The sequence below is a fragment of the Pseudomonas sp. TE3899 genome (assembly GCF_056279105.1).
On record NZ_JBWBQR010000001.1, the window covers coordinates 3965953 to 3987089 of the forward strand.

16 protein-coding genes and 1 pseudogene are annotated in these 21137 nt (G+C 59.8%); 13 read left to right on the plus strand and 4 right to left on the minus strand.

Annotated elements, in window-relative coordinates:
• Positions 1–54: 54 nt before the first annotated feature.
• From ACZ89E_RS18225 to ACZ89E_RS18255, 7 genes are all read left to right on the plus strand, one after another.
• Positions 55–1656, plus strand: a complete 1602-nt coding sequence (locus ACZ89E_RS18225; protein WP_149657613.1) for an ABC transporter substrate-binding protein — start codon at positions 55–57, stop codon at positions 1654–1656.
• Positions 1657–1827: 171 nt separating this feature from the next.
• Positions 1828–3246, plus strand: a complete 1419-nt coding sequence (locus ACZ89E_RS18230) for an OprD family porin (protein WP_149657614.1) — start codon at positions 1828–1830, stop codon at positions 3244–3246.
• Between the two features lie 78 nt (positions 3247–3324).
• Positions 3325–4920 (plus strand): ABC transporter substrate-binding protein, encoded by a 1596-nt coding sequence (locus ACZ89E_RS18235; RefSeq protein ID WP_149657615.1) that lies wholly within the window; start codon positions 3325–3327, stop codon positions 4918–4920.
• Between the two features lie 74 nt (positions 4921–4994).
• The gene (locus tag ACZ89E_RS18240; RefSeq protein ID WP_054049982.1) at positions 4995–6005 is read left to right on the plus strand and encodes an ABC transporter permease subunit; all 1011 of its coding nucleotides are present in this window, start codon (positions 4995–4997) and stop codon (positions 6003–6005) included.
• Positions 6006–6018: 13 nt separating this feature from the next.
• Positions 6019–6930, plus strand: coding sequence for an ABC transporter permease subunit (locus ACZ89E_RS18245; RefSeq protein WP_149657744.1), 912 nt, complete (start codon positions 6019–6021; stop codon positions 6928–6930).
• Positions 6931–6940: 10 nt separating this feature from the next.
• On the plus strand, positions 6941–7909 hold the full coding sequence (locus ACZ89E_RS18250) for an ABC transporter ATP-binding protein (RefSeq protein WP_123598728.1): 969 nt from the start codon (positions 6941–6943) through the stop codon (positions 7907–7909).
• Complete coding sequence (locus ACZ89E_RS18255) at positions 7909–8889, plus strand: peptide ABC transporter ATP-binding protein (RefSeq protein WP_046045819.1); 981 nt, start codon at positions 7909–7911, stop codon at positions 8887–8889. Before ACZ89E_RS18250 ends, ACZ89E_RS18255 begins: the two co-directional genes overlap by 1 nt.
• Positions 8890–8995: 106 nt before the next feature.
• Here the strand turns inward: ACZ89E_RS18255 and ACZ89E_RS18260 are convergent, their stop codons facing one another.
• Entirely contained in the window at positions 8996–9253 is a 258-nt protein-coding gene (locus ACZ89E_RS18260; RefSeq protein ID WP_149657617.1) for a hypothetical protein, read from the minus strand.
• Positions 9254–9767: 514 nt separating this feature from the next.
• On the minus strand, positions 9768–11351 hold the full coding sequence (locus ACZ89E_RS18265) for a peptide chain release factor 3 (protein ID WP_149657618.1): 1584 nt from the start codon (positions 11349–11351) through the stop codon (positions 9768–9770).
• Between the two features lie 366 nt (positions 11352–11717).
• On the opposite strand from ACZ89E_RS18265, the pseudogene ACZ89E_RS18270 reads away from it, so the two are divergent.
• From ACZ89E_RS18270 to ACZ89E_RS18290, 5 genes and pseudogenes are all read left to right on the plus strand, one after another.
• Positions 11718–12438: pseudogene (locus ACZ89E_RS18270) on the plus strand (ABC transporter permease).
• 20 nt (positions 12439–12458) lie between these two features.
• Positions 12459–13352, plus strand: a complete 894-nt coding sequence (locus tag ACZ89E_RS18275) for a glycine betaine ABC transporter substrate-binding protein (RefSeq protein WP_476256179.1) — start codon at positions 12459–12461, stop codon at positions 13350–13352.
• Between the two features lie 12 nt (positions 13353–13364).
• Entirely contained in the window at positions 13365–14018 is a 654-nt protein-coding gene (locus ACZ89E_RS18280; protein WP_149657620.1) for an ABC transporter permease, read from the plus strand.
• Entirely contained in the window at positions 14015–15172 is a 1158-nt protein-coding gene (locus tag ACZ89E_RS18285) for an osmoprotectant ABC transporter ATP-binding protein OsmV (protein ID WP_149657621.1), read from the plus strand. Before ACZ89E_RS18280 ends, ACZ89E_RS18285 begins: the two co-directional genes overlap by 4 nt.
• Before the next feature lie 568 nt (positions 15173–15740).
• Positions 15741–16904, plus strand: a complete 1164-nt coding sequence (locus ACZ89E_RS18290) for a type III PLP-dependent enzyme (protein WP_123405201.1) — start codon at positions 15741–15743, stop codon at positions 16902–16904.
• Positions 16905–17109: 205 nt separating this feature from the next.
• Here the strand turns inward: ACZ89E_RS18290 and ACZ89E_RS18295 are convergent, their stop codons facing one another.
• Entirely contained in the window at positions 17110–17865 is a 756-nt protein-coding gene (locus tag ACZ89E_RS18295; RefSeq protein WP_149657622.1) for a tetratricopeptide repeat protein, read from the minus strand.
• Positions 17862–18542, minus strand: a complete 681-nt coding sequence (locus tag ACZ89E_RS18300; protein ID WP_149657623.1) for a Fe2+-dependent dioxygenase — start codon at positions 18540–18542, stop codon at positions 17862–17864. The genes ACZ89E_RS18295 and ACZ89E_RS18300 overlap by 4 nt, the downstream gene beginning before the upstream one ends.
• A 207-nt stretch (positions 18543–18749) precedes the next feature.
• Here ACZ89E_RS18300 and ACZ89E_RS18305 point away from each other — a divergent pair, with 207 nt between their 5' ends.
• The gene (locus ACZ89E_RS18305; protein WP_463259389.1) at positions 18750–21008 is read left to right on the plus strand and encodes a TonB-dependent receptor; all 2259 of its coding nucleotides are present in this window, start codon (positions 18750–18752) and stop codon (positions 21006–21008) included.
• Positions 21009–21137 lie beyond the last annotated feature (129 nt).

The following is a 21137-nucleotide window of genomic DNA, read 5'->3' on the forward strand; positions in this document are numbered from 1 at the left end:
CACGTCCCCGGACGGGACAGCGGCTCATTGTTAAACACTAAAAGAGGGAGCGTCATGCGCCATACCTTGGTTTTATCCGCATTGCTGGGCACCGGCCTGTTGGCCGCCACTTCCATCAGCCAGGCCGCCAACAACAGCCTGGTGTTCTGCTCTGAAGGCAGCCCCGCCGGTTTCGACACGGCGCAGTACACCACTGCGACCGACAACGACGCCGCCGAGCCGCTGTACAACCGACTGGCAGAGTTTGAAAAAGGCGCCACCAACGTCGTTCCGGGCCTGGCCACTCGCTGGGATATTTCCGAAGACGGCCTCACGTACACCTTCCACTTGCGCGAAGGGGTGAAGTTCCACACCACGCCCTACTTCACGCCAACCCGTGATTTCAATGCCGATGACGTGCTGTTCACGTTCAACCGCATGCTCGATCCGCAGCAACCTTTCCGTAAGGCTTACCCCACCGAGTTCCCGTATTTCAACGGGATGAGCCTGAACAAGAACATCGCCAAGGTCGAAAAGACCGGGCCGCTGACCGTGGTCATGACGCTCAACAGCGTCGACGCCGCGTTCATCCAGAACCTCGCCATGAGCTTCGCCGCCATCCTGTCGGCCGAATACGCCGACAAACTGTTGGCCGACGGCAAGCCCAGCGACATCAACCAGAAGCCGATCGGCACCGGGCCGTTCGTGTTCAAGAGCTACCAGAAAGATTCCAACATCCGCTACAGCGGCAACAAGCAGTACTGGGACCCGAGCCGGGTCAAGCTCGACAACCTGATTTTCGCCATCAACACCGACGCCTCGGTGCGTGTGCAGAAGCTCAAGGCCAACGAGTGCCAGATCACCCTGCATCCGCGCCCTGCCGATGTGACCGCCCTGAAGAACGACCCGAAACTCAAGCTGATCGAGAAGCCGGGTTTCAACCTTGGCTACATCGCCTACAACGTGCGGCACAAACCGTTCGACCAGCTCGAAGTGCGTCAGGCGCTGGACATGGCGGTGAACAAGCAAAGCATTCTCAACGCCGTGTACCAGGGCGCCGGGCAGTTGGCGGTCAACGCCATGCCGCCGACCCAGTGGTCCTACGACGACACCATCAAGGACGCCGCCTACAACCCGGAAAAAGCCAGGGAATTGCTCAAGGCTGCCGGCGTGAAGGAAGGCACCGAAATCACCCTCTGGGCCATGCCGGTCCAGCGCCCGTACAACCCCAACGCCAAGTTGATGGCCGAAATGCTCCAGGCGGACTGGGCGAAGATCGGCCTCAAGGTCAACATCGTCAGCTACGAATGGGGCGAGTACATCAAGCGCACCAAGAATGGCGAGCACGACGTCAGCCTGATCGGCTGGACCGGTGACAACGGGGACCCGGACAACTGGCTCGGCACGCTGTACAGCTGTGACGCCATCGGCGGCAACAACTACTCCATGTGGTGCGATCCGGCTTACGACAAATTGGTCAAGCAGGCCAAGGTCGTCACCGATCGTGACCAACGCACCGTGCTTTACAAACAGGCGCAGCAATTGCTCAAGCAGCAAGTGCCGATCACGCCTATTGCTCACTCGACGGTCAACCAACCGTTAAGCGCCAAAATCGAAGGGTTCAAGGTAAGCCCCTTTGGTCGCAACGTGTTCTCGGGTGTCAGCATCGATCAATAACCGATAAGCCTGAAACGCTGAGGACGGATTCCGTCCTCACGCAAGCGTATTGCCGTAATTCGCCAAACAGGCCTGGAGCAAACGTTTGCGATGCCTTGAATGAGTTCAACCAAATAGTCGGATCACCAAAAAAGACCGGCATTAAAAAAAAGAAAGAAAGGAGCTTCACCCATGAAACTGAGCAGCACCGCGATTTTGGCCTTGGCCATCAGCAGCGTAACCGCCACGGCTTACGCAGAAACCCAGAGTCAGGCGTTCACCCCGGTTACCGTGAAAGAGAAAAGTGCCCAAAGCGAAGCCACGGGCTTTGTCGAAGGTCAATCGATCAGCGGCACCACGCGTAACTGGTACGCCAACGAACAGTTCAAGCGTGGCGCCAAGCTCCGTTACAAGGAAGACGGCGTACTGAAGGAAACGGATCGTCGTATCAACTGGGTCCAGGGCACGATCATCAAGTACAACTCGGGTTTCACTGAGGGTACTGTCGGCTTCAGTACTGAAGTCGCGGCTTACAACGCTATCGCCCTGGATCGTGACCGCAAGGATCTGGCATCTGCCAATGGCGGCGCACCCATTCCCGGTGTTGGCGGTCTCGGCAATAACCGTACCCTGACTAAAAATGGCGGCGACGCCGAGGGGCAGTGGAGCAAGCTCGGCCTGGCCAACGTCAAGGCCCGTTTCTCCAACACCACGCTGACCGCCGGCCGCATGAACTTCAGCAGCCCGATGGTCGATGTCATCGGTAACCGTCCACTGCCTTCAAGCTTTGAAGGTGTGGCGATCAAGAGTGAAGAACTGGAAAACCTGTCGTTTGACCTGGCCGCCTTTGATCGCAACTCACCGCGTACAGAAGAGAGCCAGCGTAAATTCCGCGCGGAATACGCCGACCACCTCGTTGAGGTCGATCACGTATACACCGGCGGTATCACCTACCAGCCGTTCGCCAGCCTGACCACCAGCCTGTGGGGCACCCAGGCCGAAGACATGTGGAACCAGTACTACTTCGGCGCCAGCCACGTATTGGGTGACAGCTCGGTGCTGAGCCTGACCACCGGCCTGAACTACTACAAGACCGTTGACGAAGGCAAAGCCAAGCTCGGCCAGATCGACAACGACACTTACTCGCTGTCGCTGGGCCTGACCCACCAGGCCCACAGCCTGACCTTCTCGTACCAGGAAGTGAACGGTAACGAATACTTCGACTACCTGCACGAAACCAACGGCATCTACCTGGCCAACTCCCTGCTGTCCGACTTCAACGGCCCGAACGAAAAATCCTTCCAGATCGCCTACGGCCTGAACATGGCCGAATACGGCGTTCCTGGCCTGAAGTTCAACATCTACCAGGCTCGCGGCTGGGGCATCGACGGTACTCACTATAAAGGTGGCGAGTACGACAGCGTGCGGGCGATGGACGGCGAACACCATTACGAATATGGCATCGGTACTTCGTACGCCGTGCAGAGCGGCCCGCTTAAAGCGACCACCATCCGCGCGACCTACACCGCCCACCGCGCCAGCGAAAACCAGGCCGATGGCAGCCTCAACGAGTTCCGTCTCGTGACCACCATCCCATTCAACATTCTGTAAAAACGCACGCCAACGGCTGACTCAAGATGAGTCGGCCGTTCGGCTTTTATCTGTTCAACCGATTGCAGAGGGTTCTTGATGAAAATGCTTCCCCTACGTGCGGCCATCGCTGCCGCGTTGCTGAGTGTCGCTGTTGGCGTCTCGGCCAAACCCTTGGTGGTCTGCACCGAAGCCAGTCCGGAAGGCTTCGACATGGTCCAGTACACGACTGCAGTCACAGCCGATGCGGTGGCCGAAACCATCTTCAATCGCCTGGCGGACTTCAAGCCCGGCACCACCGAAGTGGTTCCGGCACTGGCCGATTCCTGGGACATCAGCGAAGACGGTCTGAGCTACACGTTCCACCTGCGCAAAGGCGTCAAGTTCCACACCACCGAATACTTCAAGCCGACCCGCGACATGAACGCCGACGACGTGGTCTGGAGCTTCCAGCGTCAGCTGGACCCGAATCACCCGTGGCACAAACTGTCGAGCGTGGGCTTCCCGTACTTTGAAAGCATGGGCTTCAAGGAACTGCTCAAAAGCGTCGAGAAAGTCGACGACAACACGGTCAAGTTCACGCTGACCCGTCGCGAAGCGCCGTTCCTGGCCGACATTGCCATGGCCTTCTCTTCGATCTACTCCGCCGAGTACGCTGACCAGTTGCTCAAGGCCAACAAGACCGGCGATCTTAACAACAAGCCAGTGGGCACCGGCCCGTTCATCTTCCAGCGTTACGCCAAGGACGCTCAAGTCCGCTTCAAGGCCAACCCGGAGTACTTCCGTGGCAAGCCACCGGCAGAAGCGCTGATCCTGGCCATCGCCACCGACAACAACGTGCGCCTGCAAAAGCTCAAGGCCAACGAGTGCCAGATCGCGCTGTATCCGAAACCGGATGACATCCCGAGCATCAAGAAAGACACCAACCTGAAAGTCGATGAACTGAACGCGATGACCGTGTCGTACATCGCCATGAACACCACCCACAAGTACATGAGCGACGTGCGGGTGCGCAAAGCCATCGACATCGCGTTCGACAAGGCCGCTTACGTCAATGCGCTGTTTGGCAAAGGCAATGCGACGGTCGCGGTCAACCCGTACCCGGACACCTTGCTGGGTTACAACCACGACCTGAAGAACCCGCCACGTGACCTCGACAAGGCGCGCGCCCTGCTCAAGGAAGCCGGCGTACCGGAAGGCACCACGTTTACCCTGTTCACCCGTAACGGCGGTGGTCCGACCAACCCGAACCCGATGCTCGGCGCGCAGATGATGCAGGCTGACCTGGCCAAGGTCGGGATCAAGATCGACATTCGCGTCATGGAATGGGGCGAAATGCTCAAGCGCGCCAAAAACGGCGAGCACGACATGGTTTCCGCCGGATGGGCGGGCGACAACGGCGACCCGGATAACTTCCTGACGCCTATGCTCAGTTGCGAGGCAGCCAAAAACGGCGAAAACTACGCGCGCTGGTGCAGCGAGAAATTCCAGGCGCTGATCGACGAAGCCCGCGCTAAAGTAGATCCGGCCGAACGCGCCAAGCTGTACGAACAAGCCCAGGTGGTCTTTAACCAGGACCAACCGTGGATCAGCATGGCCCACACCCGTATGTTTACCGCAATGCGCAACAACGTAGAGGGCTACCACATTAGCCCCCTCACCACGAATAACTTCGCCACCACTCAGGTGAAGTAAATAAGAAAACGCCCGGTGTCTCTGATCCCAGAAACACCGGGCACGCCTAACCGGCTGATGAGGTAGCACACAAGATGTTTAGTTTTATTGCCCGCCGACTGGGGTTGTTGATCCCCACGTTTTTCGGCATCACCCTGCTGACTTTCGCGTTGATTCGCATGATTCCGGGCGACCCCGTGGAAGTAATGATGGGCGAACGTCGGGTCGACCCCGAAATGCACGCCCAGGCAATGGAACGCCTTGGTCTGAACAAACCCCTGTATGCCCAATACCTGGATTACATCGGCAAGTTGGCCCACGGCGACCTTGGCGAATCCCTGCGTACCCGTGAAAGCGTCTGGACCGAGTTCAGCTCTCTATTCCCTGCGACCCTGGAACTGTCCATGGCCGCGCTGTTGTTCGCCGGCATCCTGGGCCTTCTGGCCGGGGTGATCGCGGCACTCAAGCGAGGATCCCTGTTCGACCATGGGGTGATGGGCATCTCCCTGGCGGGATATTCGATGCCGATCTTCTGGTGGGGCCTGATCCTGATCATGTTCTTCTCGGTGTCCCTGGGCTGGACCCCGGTGTCCGGGCGGATCGACCTGCTGTACGACATCGAGCCGCGCACCGGTTTCATGCTCATCGACACCTTGCTGGCCGATGACGTCGGTGCGTTCTTCGATGCCCTGCATCACCTGATCCTGCCGGCCATCGTGCTTGGCACCATCCCGCTGGCCGTTATCGCGCGGATGACCCGTTCGTCGATGCTCGAAGTGCTGCGTGAAGACTACATCCGTACCGCCCGTGCCAAAGGCCTGTCGCCGGCGCGCGTAGTGTTCGTGCACGGCCTGCGCAACGCGCTGATCCCGGTACTGACCGTGGTCGGCCTGCAAGTCGGCACGCTGTTGGCGGGTGCGGTCCTGACCGAAACCATTTTCTCCTGGCCCGGCATCGGCAAATGGCTGATCGAAGCCATTGGCGCACGGGACTATCCCGTGGTGCAGAACGGCATCCTGTTAATCGCCTGCCTGGTGATTCTGGTCAACTTCGTAGTGGACATCCTCTACGGCTTTGCCAACCCACGCATTCGTCACCAGCGCTGAGAACCTCATGACCATGACCACTCAAATTCCAGCGGCAGCAGTCGATCAAAGCCTGCTGTACCCGTCTCCGTACAAAGAATTCTGGCAAGCCTTCTCCAAGAACAAAGGCGCCGTTGCCGGCCTGCTGTTCATGCTGCTGGTGATTTTCTGCGCGATCTTCGCGCCGTGGGTTGCCCCACATAACCCGAGCGAGCAATACCGTGACTTCCTGCTGACCCCGCCGTCCTGGCTGGAAGGCGGGCAAATCCAGTTCCTGCTCGGCACCGATGAACTGGGTCGCGACCTGCTGTCGCGTCTGATCAACGGTTCGCGCCTGTCCCTGCTGATCGGCTTGTCGTCGGTGGTGATGTCGCTGATTCCGGGGATCCTGCTGGGTCTGTTCGCCGGGTTCTTCCCGAAGGTGCTTGGTCCAACCATCATGCGCCTGATGGACATCATGCTGGCCCTGCCGTCCCTGCTGCTGGCCGTGGCGATTGTCGCCATCCTCGGCCCTGGCCTGATCAACACCATCATTGCCATCGCCGTGGTTTCGTTGCCGTCCTATGTCCGTCTAACCCGCGCCGCGGTGATGGGCGAACTGAACCGCGACTACGTGACCGCCGCGCGCCTCGCCGGTGCCGGCCTGCCACGCCTGATGTTCGTCACCGTGCTGCCCAACTGCATGGCGCCGCTGATCGTACAAGCGACCTTGAGCTTCTCCTCGGCGATTCTCGATGCCGCCGCCCTGGGCTTCCTGGGCCTTGGCGTACAACCGCCAACCCCTGAGTGGGGCACCATGCTGGCTTCGGCTCGCGACTACATCGAACGCGCCTGGTGGGTGGTAAGCCTGCCTGGTCTGACCATTTTGCTCAGCGTGCTGGCAATCAACTTGATGGGCGACGGTCTGCGCGATGCGCTGGACCCGAAACTCAAGAACGCCGCCTGAGGAGATTCAAATGTCACTGTTAGAAATCAAGAATCTCAACGTTCGCTTTGGCGACAAAAACGCCGTTCCGGTGGTCGACGGGCTCGACATTACTGTGGACAAGGGCGAAGTCCTGGCCATCGTTGGCGAGTCGGGTTCCGGTAAATCCGTGACCATGATGGCGCTGATGGGCCTGATCGAACACCCAGGGATCGTCACCGCCGACGCCCTGAATTTCGACGGCAAGAACATGCTCAAGCTCAGCAACCGTCAGCGTCGGCAGATTGTCGGCAAAGACCTGGCCATGGTGTTCCAGGACCCGATGACCGCGCTGAACCCGAGCTACACCGTCGGCTTCCAGATCGAAGAAGTGCTGCGCCTGCACCTGAAAATGTCCGGCAAGCAAGCGCGCAAGCGTGCCATCGAGCTGCTGGAAAAAGTGGAAATCCCGGGCGCCGCCAGCCGCATGGAGGCCTACCCGCATCAACTGTCCGGCGGTATGAGCCAGCGTGTCGCGATCGCCATGGCGATTGCCGGCGAACCGAAATTGCTGATCGCCGACGAACCGACCACCGCGTTGGACGTGACCATTCAGGCCCAGATCATGGACCTGCTGCTGGCCCTGCAGAAAGAGCAGAACATGGGCCTGGTGCTGATCACTCACGACCTCGCGGTCGTAGCCGAAACCGCTCAGCGCGTGTGCGTGATGTACGCCGGCCAAGCGGTAGAAGTCGGTCAGGTGCCACAACTGTTCGACATTCCGGCGCACCCGTACAGCGAAGCGCTGCTCAAGGCGATTCCGGAACACAGCCTCGGCGCCACGCGCCTGGCCACGCTGCCGGGTATCGTTCCCGGTCGTTATGACCGTCCGCAGGGTTGCCTGCTGTCGCCGCGTTGCCCGTACGTGCAGGATTCCTGCCGCCAGCAACGTCCTGGCCTTGACCCGAAAAGCAACAGCCTCGCCCGCTGCTTCTACCCGCTGAATCAGGAGGTGGCGTAATGGCCGTCGTACTTACCGCCCGCGACCTGACCCGTCACTACGAAGTGTCCCGTGGCCTGTTCAAGGGCCATGCGACCGTGCGCGCCCTGAACGGTGTGTCGTTTGAACTGGAAGCCGGCAAGACCCTCGCGGTCGTGGGCGAATCGGGTTGCGGCAAATCCACCCTGGCCCGTGCCCTGACGCTGATCGAGGAGCCGTCCTCCGGTTCCTTGAAAATCGCCGGACAAGAAGTGACCGGCGCCGACAAGGCGCAACGCAAGCAACTGCGCAAAGACGTGCAGATGGTGTTCCAGAGCCCGTACGCCTCGTTGAATCCACGGCAGAAAGTCGGTGACCAACTCGGCGAACCGCTGCTGATCAACACCAACCTCTCCGCCGCCGAACGTCGCGAAAAAGTCCAGGCGATGATGAAGCAGGTGGGCTTGCGTCCTGAGCACTACCAGCGTTATCCGCACATGTTCTCCGGCGGTCAGCGCCAGCGGATCGCCCTGGCTCGCGCGATGATGCTGCAACCGAAAGTGCTGGTGGCGGACGAACCGACCTCGGCGCTGGACGTGTCGATCCAGGCCCAGGTGCTGAACCTGTTCATGGATTTGCAGCAAGAGTTCAACACCGCCTACGTGTTCATCTCTCACAACCTGGCCGTCGTCCAGCACGTGGCCGATGACGTGATGGTGATGTACCTCGGTCGCCCGGTGGAAATGGGCCCGAAGAACGACATCTACGAGCGTCCGCTGCACCCGTACACCCAGGCGTTGCTGTCGGCCACCCCGACCATTCACCCGGACCCGAACAAGCCGAAGATCAAGATCGTCGGCGAACTGCCCAACCCGCTGAACCCGCCGTCCGGCTGCGCTTTCCACAAGCGCTGCCCGTACGCCACCGAGCGCTGCAGCACCGAAGAGCCGGCCCTGCGCCTGCTCGACAGTCGCCAGGTGGCTTGCCACTACGCCGAGCAGTTCCTCGACGGCGCGGCATAAAAAAACGCGCCTCTTTCAACGGGGCGCGCTTTTGATGAGTTGACCAAACCCCTTCTACCTGGATTGCGCATCAGTCCGGTGGAAGGGGTTTTCTTTTGCCTGCGGTTTAGGTCTGGCTGTCGCCTTCTTCGTCATCGTCGGTATCCGGCTCATCGGTGGTCGAGTCGTCATCACCGGCGCTGCCACCCTGCCCCTTATCACCGCCCTCGGAGTCGTCCGCAGCGATCATCATGCCCGTGTGCACCACCTGCCCGCTTGAAGCCTGCTCACCATGGGCCGGGCAATCCGCCCACGCCGCCGACATGCCGACGGACAGCATCACCAAAACCTTCAGCAGCAACACAATGCGTTGAAAAATGCTCATAGCCGATTCCATCCTTTCTGAGATGCAGCATAAGTGCCTGACGGCGCATGACCCGAGTGCCGTGGCGCTGAATGAAATCTAGTTCCGATCGGCCGGGTTCTCCAGATAGGACGCTGACGGAAGGCGGGAATTGCCGTTAATGGGCAGATTGGTTTGGAATAGGGACTATGCCGAACAGCAATTTCAGAGCTCGATACTTTGATCGTTCCTACGCTCCGCGTGGGAATGCCTCAATGGACGCTCCGCGTCCGCTCTTGGGACGCGGAGCGTCCCGGGCTGCATTCCCACGCAGAGCGTGGGAACGATCATTTCAGAGCTCGATATTTTGATCGTTCCTACGCTCCGCGTGGGAATGCCTCAATGGACGCTCTGCGTCCGCTATTGGGACGCGGAGCGTCCCGGGCTGCATTCCCACGCAGAGCGTGGGAACGATCAACATAGGGGGGATTTTTCCTTTGCGTAATAAAAAACCCCGCAGCTTTCGCAACGGGGTTTTGGGTACAGCCATCAGACCTTAATGATGCTCACGGGTCGCGCGGAATTTCACGTCTGGCCAGCGCTCTTCCATCAGCGCCAGGTTGACCCGGGTCGGCGCGAGGTAGGTCAGGTGACCGCCGCCGTCGATGGCGAGGTTTTCCACGGCCTTGACCTTGAACTCTTCCATCTTCTTCTTATCGTCGCAATCGATCCAGCGCGCGGAGTACACGGTGATCGGCTCGTAGGAGCACTCGACCTTGTATTCCTCTTTCAAGCGGCTGGCGACCACGTCGAACTGCAGCACGCCGACGGCGCCGAGGATGATGTCGTTGCTGCGCTCCGGGAAGAACACCTGGGTCGCGCCTTCTTCGGCCAATTGCTGCAAGCCCTGGCGCAGTTGCTTGGATTTCAGCGGATCGCGCAGGCGCACGCGGCGGAACAGTTCCGGGGCGAAGTGCGGGATGCCGGTGAAGCTCAGGGCTTCGCCTTCGGTGAATGTGTCGCCGATCTGGATGGTGCCGTGGTTGTGCAAACCGATGATGTCGCCGGCGAAAGCCTCTTCCAGTTGCTCACGTTCGGAGGAGAAGAAGGTCAGCGCGTCGCCGATCCGCACGTCTTTGCCGGTGCGCACGTGGCGCATCTTCATGCCTTTTTCGTATTTGCCGGAGCAGATACGCATGAAGGCGATGCGGTCGCGGTGTTTGGGGTCCATGTTCGCCTGGATCTTGAACACGAAGCCGGCGAATTTCTCTTCAACCGGTTCCACGGTGCGCTCGTTGGCGACACGGGCCAGGGGTTTCGGCGCCCAGTTGACCACGGCGTCGAGCACGTGATCGACACCGAAGTTGCCCAATGCAGTCCCGAAGAACACCGGTGTCAGTTGGCCGTCGAGGAATTCCTGTTGATTGAATTCGTGACAGGCGCCCTGCACCAGTTCCAGTTGATCGACGAAGCGATCGTATTCGTCGCCCAAGTGCGCGCGGGCTTCGTCGGAGTCGAGCTTTTCGATGATTTTCACATCGGTGCGCTCGTGGCCGTGACCGGCGGTGTACACGATGATGTAGTCGTCGGCGAGGTGATAGACACCCTTGAAGTCGCGGTAGCAACCGATCGGCCAGGTGATCGGTGCAGCCTTGATCTTCAGGACTGCTTCGATTTCGTCGAGCAGTTCGATCGGGTCGCGGATGTCACGGTCGAGTTTGTTGATGAAGCTGACAATCGGCGTGTCCCGCAGACGGCAGACGTCCATCAGCGCGATGGTCCGAGGCTCAACACCTTTACCGCCGTCGAGGACCATCAGCGCCGAGTCCACTGCCGTCAGGGTGCGGTAAGTATCTTCGGAGAAGTCTTCGTGGCCCGGGGTATCGAGCAGGTTGATCATGTGGTCGCGATACGGGAACTGCATGACCGACGTGGTAATCGAGATACCACGCTGCTTTTCCATTTCCATCCAGTCGGACGTTGCATGGCGGTCGGATTTACGTGATTTCACCGTGCCCGCAATCGCAATCGCCTTGCCCATCAGCAAGAGCTTCTCGGTGATGGTGGTTTTACCGGCATCGGGGTGGGAAATAATGGCGAAAGTGCGGCGTTTCGCGACTTCGGCGGCCTGTTTGGTCATGGGAAATCGCCTGGCAGGTGATTCAAAAAAGGGCGGCGAGTATAGCGCAAACCGAGCGTCACGGACCACCGCTCGCCCAGTCGCCCATGGCGATTAACGGGACCGTTGGGAGATCAAGGGTGGCTAATTGCAGCTAATTATGGAACCTTTTAAAAGGTGCAGACGTCCACTCCCCTGTTACGGCACTCGTATCAGGGGCTGATAAATCAGCAAGTTAGCCTGACGAGGCTGCGCTTATGGCTCGATCTCATGCGGTTTTACCAGCATGAAGAGCTGCTTCTCGCGAACGTCGATATCCCGGCAGCCAGTGATGGCATTGCCACAAAGGACTGCGTTCGCCGACCAAGAAAAAAAAGGAGTCCGCCTGTGGCGATTCGCTATGGCAAGGGGCTTATAGGAGGTGCGGTTGTCGTCGCACTCCTGGCCCTGCTGGTCCATTGGATTGGCATCAACACGATCGAACATTACCGCGACGATTTGTTGTTTTACCTGCAAGCTCACTTGATTCTCGTCCTTGTTTCCATGCTGGCCGCCCTCGTTGTGGGCATCCCCGCCGGTATCTTCCTCAGCCGCCCGACCATGGTGGGCCGCGCTGAACGCTTCATGCAGATCTTCAACATCGGCAACACCGTGCCGCCTCTCGCCGTACTGGCCATCGCCCTGGGGATTCTGGGCATCGCTCGGCAGCGGCCCCGCGATCTTCGCCCTGTTCCTCGCCTCGCTGTTGCCGATCGTGCGCAACACCTATGAAGGCCTGAAAAACGTCCAGGGTTCGCTGAAAGAAGCGGCCGTCGGCATCGGCATGACGCCAACGCAAGTGCTGTGGCGGGTCGAACTGCCGAACGCGGTACCGATCATCATCGGTGGCGTGCGTGTGGCCCTGGCGATCAACGTCGGTACCGCACCGTTGGCATTCCTGATTGGCGCCAACAGCCTGGGCAGCCTGATTTTCCCCGGCATCGCCCTGAACAATCAGCCGCAACTGCTGCTCGGCGCGGCTTGCACCGCCCTGCTGGCCTTGCTGCTTGACGGCCTGGTGACACTCGCCAGCCGCCTCTGGCTCGAACGCGGCCTACGCCCGTCTTAAGCCTCGGCAAAGGAATTTTTATGAAGAAATTAAGCTTTCTAATAGGCTGCGCCCTGCTGTTTGCAGGATTTGCACAAGCCGCTGAAAAACCCGTGATCCGCATCGGCGCCCGGGTGTTCACCGAACAAACCCTGCTGGCGGAAATCACCTCCCAATACCTGCGCACCAAGGGTTACGACACCCAGGTGACCGGCGGTCTGGGCAGCAACCTGGCCCGCAGCGCCCACGAAAGTGGCCAGCTGGATTTGATGTGGGAATACACCGGCGTGTCGCTGGTGGCTTATAACCACATCACTGACAAGCTCGACAGCGCTCAGTCCTACGCCAAGGTGAAAGAACTCGACGCGAAAAAAGGCCTGGTCTGGCTGACACCGTCGAAGTTCAGCAACACCTACGCCCTGGCCCTGCCGGAGAAAACCGCGCAGGCCTATCCGCAGATCAACACCATCAGCGAGCTGAACACGGTGCTGCAGGCTGAGGCGAAGACCAATCACCTCGTGGCCCTGGACACCGAGTTTGCCAACCGTTCCGACGGTCTGGACGGCATGGTCGACCTCTACGGCATGAACCTGACCCGCAAGAACATCCGGCAGATGGATGCCGGTCTGGTCTACACCGCCCTGCGTAATGGCCAGGTGTTTGCCGGTCTGGTCTACACCACGGACGGTCGCTTGAACGCCTTCAAGCTGAAACTGCTCGAAGACGACAAGCACTACTTCCCGGACTACACCGCCGCGCCGGTGGTGCGTCAGGTTTACCTCGACGCTCATCCGAAGCTTGCCGAAGAACTCAAGCCACTGGCTGAACTGTTCGACGACGCCACCATGCGTGCGCTGAATGCGCGGGTCGATGTCGATCACGAAAGCCCTTCATCGGTTGCCGCAGATTTCCTGCGTCAGCATCCGATCAACTGAGGAGGAGAAGACATGGAATTTTTGAACGCCTTTTCCCATCTCGACTGGCCGCAGGTCCTGCACCTGACCTGGCAGCACATCACCCTGGTCGGCATCGCCGTGACCTTGGCGATCCTCGTCGGCGTGCCCCTGGGCATCGTGATGACGCGCTTCCCGTCGCTCGCCGGTCCCTTGCAAGCCAGCGCCACGGTGCTGCTGACCGTGCCGTCGATTGCGCTGTTCGGCCTGTTGCTGCCGTTCTACTCCAAATTCGGCCAGGGCCTGGGCCCGATGCCGGCGATCACAGCCGTGTTTCTGTACTCGCTGCTGCCGATCATGCGTAACACCTACCTCGCCCTGACCGGCGTCGAACCGGGCATTCGCGAAGCCGCCCGTGGCATCGGCATGACCTTCGGCCAGCGCCTGCGCATGGTTGAACTGCCGATTGCCGTGCCGGTGATCCTCGCCGGTGTGCGCACCGCCGTGGTCATGAACATTGGTGTCATGACCATCGCCGCGACCATCGGTGCCGGTGGCCTCGGTGTACTTATTCTCGCTTCAATCAGCCGCAGCGACATGTCGATGCTGATCGTCGGCGCCGTGCTGGTCAGTCTCCTGGCCATCTTCGCCGACCTGCTTCTGCAATGGCTGCAACGCACGCTGACTCCTAAAGGACTGCTCAAATGATCGAACTTCAAAACCTCAGCAAGACCTTCCAAAGCAACGGCAAAGATGTGAAAGCCGTGGACTCGGTAAGCCTGACCGTCAATGAAGGCGAAATCTGTGTGTTCCTCGGGCCATCGGGCTGCGGCAAAAGCACCACGCTGAAGATGATCAACCGCCTGATCAAGCCGACATCCGGCAAGATCCTGATCAACGGCGAAGACACCACCGACCTCGACGCCGTGACCCTGCGTCGCAACATCGGTTATGTGATCCAGCAGATCGGTCTGTTCCCGAACATGACCATCGAGGAAAACATCACCATCGTTCCGCGCCTGCTGGGCTGGGACAAACAGAAATGCCACGACCGCGCCCGCGAGTTGATGAGCATGATCAAGCTCGAACCCAAGCAGTACCTGAATCGCTATCCGCGTGAGTTGTCCGGCGGCCAGCAGCAGCGGATCGGTGTAATCCGGGCACTGGCGGCGGATGCGCCGCTGTTGTTGATGGATGAGCCGTTCGGCGCGGTCGACCCGATCAACCGCGAGATGATTCAGAACGAGTTCTTCGAGATGCAGCGCGCGCTGAACAAGACCGTGATCATGGTCAGCCACGACATCGACGAAGCGATCAAGCTGGGCGACAAGATTGCGATCTTCCGCGCCGGCAAGCTGTTGCAGATCGACCACCCGGACACCCTGCTGGCACACCCGGCGGACGACTTTGTGAGCAACTTCGTCGGCCAGGACAGCACCCTCAAGCGTCTGTTGCTGGTGAAAGCCGAAGACGCGGCGGACAACGCGCCGTCGGTGAGCCCGGAAACCCCGGTGGCCGAGGCCCTGGAGCTGATGGACGAACTGGACCGTCGTTATGTGGTGGTCACCGATGGCGAGAACAAGGCGCTGGGTTATGTACGACGTCGCGACCTGCACCGTCAGGCCGGTACGTGCGCGCAATACCTGCGCGAGTTCAACGCCACCGCCGCGTTCGACGAGCATTTGCGCATCCTGCTGTCGCGCATGTACGAGTTCAACCGCTCGTGGTTGCCGGTGATGGATGCCGAGCGGGTGTTCCTGGGAGAAGTGACCCAGGAGTCGATTGCCGAGTACCTGAGCTCCGGCAAGTCCCGTGGCGGCAAGACCAGCATTGTTTCGCCGGCTGAGGCTGCGGTCGCCTGATCTGACGCCTTCGCGGGCAAGCCTCGCTCCTACAGGTGCGGTGTCGTACGCAACATCACGGCATACCGAAAACCTGCAGGAGCGAGGCTTGCCCGCGAATGGGGCACCACAAATCCCCTTGAAACACCTCAAATTGATCGTTCCCACGCTCTGCGTGGGAATGCCGCCCGGGACGCTCTGCGTCCACCCTTTGAGACGCGGAGCGTCTCCGGATGCATTCCCACGCAGAGCGTGGGAACGATCATTCGAGGGAACATCACACTGTCATGCAGGTCGGTTACATCAGTAGCTGTCCGGGACCGCACGACGGAAGCGTGCAAAAACGCGACATTTTTAGTTGATCTCAAGCCCCTCACGCCCTAAAGTTCGCGCCGAACGTCCATGCTGGAAACGATCCATCCGGCTCAAGTACTGACGACGAGACAGCAAGGCCAAGGGCAGCACCGCCTCCCGTGGCCTTTTTGCTTTCGGCGACATGCCTTGGGAAGTAGGCGAACCAAAGTGGGGATACGGAGGACGTTCATTTGCACCCATTTATTTACTCAGTTTGCCAGTAGGAGTCCCAAGCATGTCGATCAACGTCGAAGACTATTTCGCGCGCGATACCTTCAACAAAATGAAGGCATTTGCCGACAAACAAGAAACCCCGTTCGTGGTGATCGACACCGCGATGATCAGCCAGGCCTATGACGACCTGCGCGCCGGTTTCGATTTCGCCAAGGTCTACTACGCGGTCAAGGCCAACCCGGCCGTCGAAATCATCGACCTGCTCAAAGAGAAAGGCTCGAACTTCGACATCGCCTCGATCTACGAGCTCGACAAAGTGATGAACCAGGGCGTCGGCCCGGATCGCATCAGCTACGGCAACACCATCAAGAAATCCAAGGACATCCGCTACTTCTACGAGAAGGGCGTGCGCCTGTACGCCACCGACTCCGAAGCCGACCTGCGCAACATCGCCAAGGCTGCACCGGGTTCGAAAGTCTACGTGCGCATCCTCACCGAAGGCTCGACCACCGCCGACTGGCCGTTGTCGCGCAAATTCGGCTGCCAGACCGACATGGCCATGGACCTGCTGATCCTCGCCCGCGACCTGGGCCTGGTGCCGTACGGCATCTCGTTCCACGTTGGCTCGCAACAGCGCGACATCAGCGTCTGGGACGCGGCGATTGCCAAGGTCAAAGTGATCTTCGAGCGCTTGAAAGAAGAAGACGGCATCCACCTGAAGCTGATCAACATGGGCGGTGGCTTCCCGGCCAACTACATCACCCGCACCAACAGCCTGGAAACCTACGCAGAAGAAATCATCCGTTTCCTCAAGGAAGACTTCGGCGACGATTTGCCAGAAATCATCCTCGAGCCGGGCCGTTCGTTGATCGCCAACGCCGGGATCCTGGTCAGTGAAGTGGTATTGGTCGCGCGTAAATCCCGTACCGCCGTCGAGCGTTGGGTGTACACGGATGTGGGCAAGTTCTCCGGCCTGATCGAAACCATGGACGAAGCCATCAAGTTTCCGATCTGGACCGAGAAGAAAGGCGAGATGGAAGAAGTGGTCATCGCAGGTCCCACCTGCGACAGCGCCGACATCATGTATGAAAACTACAAGTACGGTTTGCCGCTGAACCTGGCGATTGGTGATCGTTTGTACTGGTTGTCCACCGGTGCCTACACCACCAGTTACAGCGCGGTTGAATTCAATGGCTTCCCGCCGTTGAAATCCTTCTACGTGTAAGTACTGCACGCGCAAATCAAAAAGCCCATGACGTGTCATGGGCTTTTTTGTGTCTGCGATGATCGTTCCCACGCTCTGCGTGGGAATGCCTCAATCGACGCTCCGCGTCCGCTTCGGCAGGGACGCGGAGCGTCCCGGGCTACATTCCCACGCAGAGCGTGGGAACGATCAGAGCCTTCGGCATCTCCGGGGAGTGTGTCGTTTGTCAGGGCTGTGTTAGTTCGGCGCAGCGTTTGGCGTAGTCAGCGGCCAACTCGCGAATGCGTGGATGCGCTGCGTTCAATAGCGTCTGACTCGCCACCTTCAGGAAATTCAGATTCCCGCCGGCCAGCGCCTTGCGCAACCAGTCCAGCGCGTCTTCGATATTGCCTTCATCCGCGAGTACCGCGGCGTAGCTGAATTGCCCTCGAAAATCCCCACCGAGCGCCGAGCGTCGATACCAGTCGCGTGCAGCCTGCGGGTCCGCCGGGTACACCCGCCCGTCTTCCAGATAACGCCCGAGCAGGTTCATCGATTTCGCGTGGCCCAGTTCAGCGGCATTGCGATAAAGACTCAGCGCTTGCGCCTGGTCTTCAGCGACACCGCGCCCGGTGGCCAGCAGGTTGGCGTAGTTGTACATCGCCCAATCCAGCCCCTGCTCAGCCGCGAGTCGATAATGCCCCGCCGCCGTCGCAGCATCCGCCGCACACCCCCAGCCATGCTCATGACAACGACCGAGCATGTTGCGCGCCATCAGGTGCCCGCCCTGAGCGGCGATGCCGAACCAGCGCACGGCCAGCGGCTGATCCTGCTCAATGCCCTGCCCGTCCAGCAGGATCTGCCCCAACAAGGCCTGGGCCTCCACCACGCCTTCGCCGGCCGCGATCAGGATCGCCTGGGCCGCGCGCGCCGGACTTTCTTCGAGCATGGCTTTGAGGCGATCACCGTCGAGCACTTCCTCGCGGCGCAGTTGATAACTCATACCTCGACCCAGCGGCGCAGCAGGTTGTGATAAGTGCCGGTGAGGCGGATCAGCGACGGGTGGTCGGGCAGGTCCTGGGTCAGTTGCTGGATCGCACCGTCCATCTCGAACAGCAAGGCGCGCTGGCTGTCCTCGCGGACCAGGCTTTGGGTCCAGAAGAACGACGCATAACGCGTTCCGCGCGTGACGGCGTTGACCTTGTGCAGGCTGCTGCCGGGGTACAGCACCAGGTCGCCGGCGGGCAACTTGACCCGTTGGGTGCCGAAGGTGTCCTGGATTTCCAGTTCGCCGCCGTCGTAGTCCTCCGGTTCGCTGAAGAACAGTGTCGCCGACAGGTCAGTGCGTACCCGCTCGATACTGCCCTGGGGCTGGCGCACCGCGTTATCGATATGGAAGTCGAAGCTGCCGCCCGCCGTGTAACAGTTCAGTAACGGCGGGAAGACTTTGTGCGGCAGCGCCGCCGACATGAACTGCGGATTTTTCCACAGCCGCTCCAGCATCGCCGCGCCGATTTCCTTGGCCAGTGGATGACCTTCAGGCAGTTGCAGATTGTGCTTGGCCTTGGCTGACTGGAAGCCGGCGGTGATCTTGCCGTCCGCCCAATCAGCCTGTTCCAGCGCCTCGCGGATGCGCTGCACTTCTTCTTTCGCGAACACGCCGGGAATGTGCAGCAACATGAGGACGAGACCTGATTTCAAAGAGGCGCCAATGGTATTGATTCTTATTGCTCGTGTAAAACCCCGCAGACGAATGAGCCAACAAAAACCGTAAGGTCAAAGTGTAAAGAATGTAAATTTGTCGCGAATAGCAACGTTTCGCAATTGATACAAATACCTGTTTACCCTATATTCCGCGGCCTCAAATCCTTGGGGAGGGGAATTCACATGTCACGCCAACAACCACAATTACCGGTCAGTTCACCACGTTTGCTCGCGTCTGCCATTGGTATGGCGATCACTGCGGGCTCCGCGGGCCACATGGTTTTCGCTGCCGAGAAGACTGACGAAAAAGCCCCAGGCAATGCGATTTCCCTCGACGCCACCAGCGTTGTTGGCGAGCAGCAAGACACCTCCTACAAAACCGATACCTCGGCCTCCAAGAAATACACCGCCCCCCTGCGTGAAACGCCGAAAAGCGTCACCGTGATCCCGCAACAGGTGATCCGTGACACCGGCGCTACTAGCCTGGTCGACGCCTTGCGCACCACGCCGGGCATCACCTTCGGTGCCGGTGAAGGCGGCAACCCGGCCGGCGACCGTCCGATCATTCGTGGCTTCAACGCTGAAAGCGACACCTTCGTCGACGGCATGCGCGACCCGGCGTCCCAGAGCCGCGAGATTTTCAACGTCGAATCGATCGAAATCAGCAAGGGCCCAGGCTCGGCCTTCACCGGCGCTGGTTCCACCGGTGGCAGCCTGAATCTGGTGAGCAAGACCGCCAAACTTGGCAACTTCTACAACGGCGGCTTCACCTGGGGCTCGGACCAGACCAAGCGCACCACCCTGGACCTGAACCAGCAGATCAACGACACCTCGGCCTTTCGCCTGAACCTGATGAAGCACGAAGCCAACGTCGCCGGCCGCGATGCCGTGGACGTCAGCCGCTGGGGCGTGGCGCCGACCTTCTCCTTCGGCCTGGGCACCGACACCCGTGTGACCGTCGGTTACTACCACGTCGAAACCGATGACATGCCGGACTACGGCGTGCCGCTGACCTTGAGCCCGAATCGCAGCAAGTACCACGTCGACAAGCCGGCCAACGTCAATAAAGACAACTTCTACGGCCTCACCGGCCGCGACTATCGCCAGACCGAAAACGACAGCGGCACGATCAAGATCGAACACGATCTGAACGACGACCTGACCGTTTCCAACAGCTTCCGCATGTCCCGCTCGACCCTCGACTACATCGTCACCAACCCGGATGACAGCAAGGGCAACGTGGCCAATGGCAGCGTGTACCGTGGCTCGAAAAGCCGTAACTCGACGTCCAGCGGCTGGGTCAACCAGACCGACCTGAGCGCCAAGTTCAACACCGGCGCTATCGAACACAGCCTGGTCACCGGTCTGGAGTTTTCCTATCAGGACACCCACAACCGCCCGTACATCCTGACCTCGACGGCTGCCGGCACCACTTGCAACCGCGCGCTGTTCAATTCTGGCGACTGCACCAACCTGTACAAGCCGACGCCTGGGGATAACTGGTCGGGCACGATCAAAGACAGCAACGCCTTCACCGACACCGACACCAAGACCGCTGCGGCCTATGTGTTCGATACCCTGAAGTTCAACGAGCAGTGGTCCCTGAACCTGGGCCTGCGCTACGACAACTACCAGACCGAATCCAGCGGCTATGCCAATGCGGGGCGTAGCACACCTGCGGGCAGTTTCTCCCGCGAGAACACCAGTGACCTGGTCAACTACCAGATCGGCGTGGTCTACAACCCGTTGCCGAACGGCAGCGTGTACGCGGCCTATTCCACCTCCAGCAACCCGGCCGGCGAAACCAGCGGTAACGGCGGCCTGGAACTGGCGGCGAACAACAGCGATCTGGACCCGGAAAAGAACCGTAACTACGAGATCGGCACCAAGTGGGACTTCTTCGGTGACGACCTGTCGCTGACCGCCGCGCTGTTCCGCACCGAGAAAACCAACGCGCGTATCGACGATCCGGACGGTGCCACCACCCAAGTGCTCGACGGCGAACAAACCGTCAACGGCCTGGAACTGACCTACACCGGCAAGCTGACCCGTAACTGGAAAGTCTTCGGCGGCTACACCTATATGGAAAGCGAAGTGGTCAAGACCACCCTCGCCGCCGACAAAGGCAACCACATGCCGAGCACGCCACGGAACAATTTCACTCTGTGGTCGACGTATGACCTGATCCCGGAGAAGTTGACCATCGGCGGTGGCGCGACCTTCGTCGACTCGCAGTTCGGCAACGTCGCCAACTCGGTGGAGATCCCGTCCTACTGGCGCTACGACGCCATGGCCAGCTACGCGCTGACCAAGAACGTCGACCTGCAACTCAACGTGCAAAACCTGACTGACAAGCGTTACTTCGACCAGGTGTTCCAGACGCACTATGCCCACGTGGCGGCGGGTCGTACCGCCCTGCTGAGCGCGAACTTCCACTTCTAACAGGGAGTCGGTCGTCGAATGCATAACTGTGGCGAGGGAGCTTGCTCCCGCTGGGTGGCGAAGCCGCCCCAAAACCAGGCACTGCGGTTTTCCCCTTAAACCGTATTGCCCTTTTGGGGAGTCCTTCGG

Bases quoted from the DNA above. Each gene is read 5' to 3' on its own strand.
- ACZ89E_RS18225 (WP_149657613.1), top strand. From the start codon at position 55: ATGCGCCATACCTTGGTTTTATCCGCATTGCTGGGCACCGGCCTGTTG.
- ACZ89E_RS18230 (WP_149657614.1), top strand. From the start codon at position 1,828: ATGAAACTGAGCAGCACCGCGATTTTGGCCTTGGCCATCAGCAGCGTA.
- ACZ89E_RS18235 (WP_149657615.1), top strand. From the start codon at position 3,325: ATGAAAATGCTTCCCCTACGTGCGGCCATCGCTGCCGCGTTGCTGAGT.
- ACZ89E_RS18240 (WP_054049982.1), top strand. From the start codon at position 4,995: ATGTTTAGTTTTATTGCCCGCCGACTGGGGTTGTTGATCCCCACGTTT.
- ACZ89E_RS18245 (WP_149657744.1), top strand. From the start codon at position 6,019: ATGACCACTCAAATTCCAGCGGCAGCAGTCGATCAAAGCCTGCTGTAC.
- ACZ89E_RS18250 (WP_123598728.1), top strand. From the start codon at position 6,941: ATGTCACTGTTAGAAATCAAGAATCTCAACGTTCGCTTTGGCGACAAA.
- ACZ89E_RS18255 (WP_046045819.1), top strand. From the start codon at position 7,909: ATGGCCGTCGTACTTACCGCCCGCGACCTGACCCGTCACTACGAAGTG.
- ACZ89E_RS18260 (WP_149657617.1), bottom strand. From the start codon at position 9,253: ATGAGCATTTTTCAACGCATTGTGTTGCTGCTGAAGGTTTTGGTGATG.
- ACZ89E_RS18265 (WP_149657618.1), bottom strand. From the start codon at position 11,351: ATGACCAAACAGGCCGCCGAAGTCGCGAAACGCCGCACTTTCGCCATT.
- ACZ89E_RS18275 (WP_476256179.1), top strand. From the start codon at position 12,459: ATGAAGAAATTAAGCTTTCTAATAGGCTGCGCCCTGCTGTTTGCAGGA.
- ACZ89E_RS18280 (WP_149657620.1), top strand. From the start codon at position 13,365: ATGGAATTTTTGAACGCCTTTTCCCATCTCGACTGGCCGCAGGTCCTG.
- ACZ89E_RS18285 (WP_149657621.1), top strand. From the start codon at position 14,015: ATGATCGAACTTCAAAACCTCAGCAAGACCTTCCAAAGCAACGGCAAA.
- ACZ89E_RS18290 (WP_123405201.1), top strand. From the start codon at position 15,741: ATGTCGATCAACGTCGAAGACTATTTCGCGCGCGATACCTTCAACAAA.
- ACZ89E_RS18295 (WP_149657622.1), bottom strand. From the start codon at position 17,865: ATGAGTTATCAACTGCGCCGCGAGGAAGTGCTCGACGGTGATCGCCTC.
- ACZ89E_RS18300 (WP_149657623.1), bottom strand. From the start codon at position 18,542: ATGTTGCTGCACATTCCCGGCGTGTTCGCGAAAGAAGAAGTGCAGCGC.
- ACZ89E_RS18305 (WP_463259389.1), top strand. From the start codon at position 18,750: ATGTCACGCCAACAACCACAATTACCGGTCAGTTCACCACGTTTGCTC.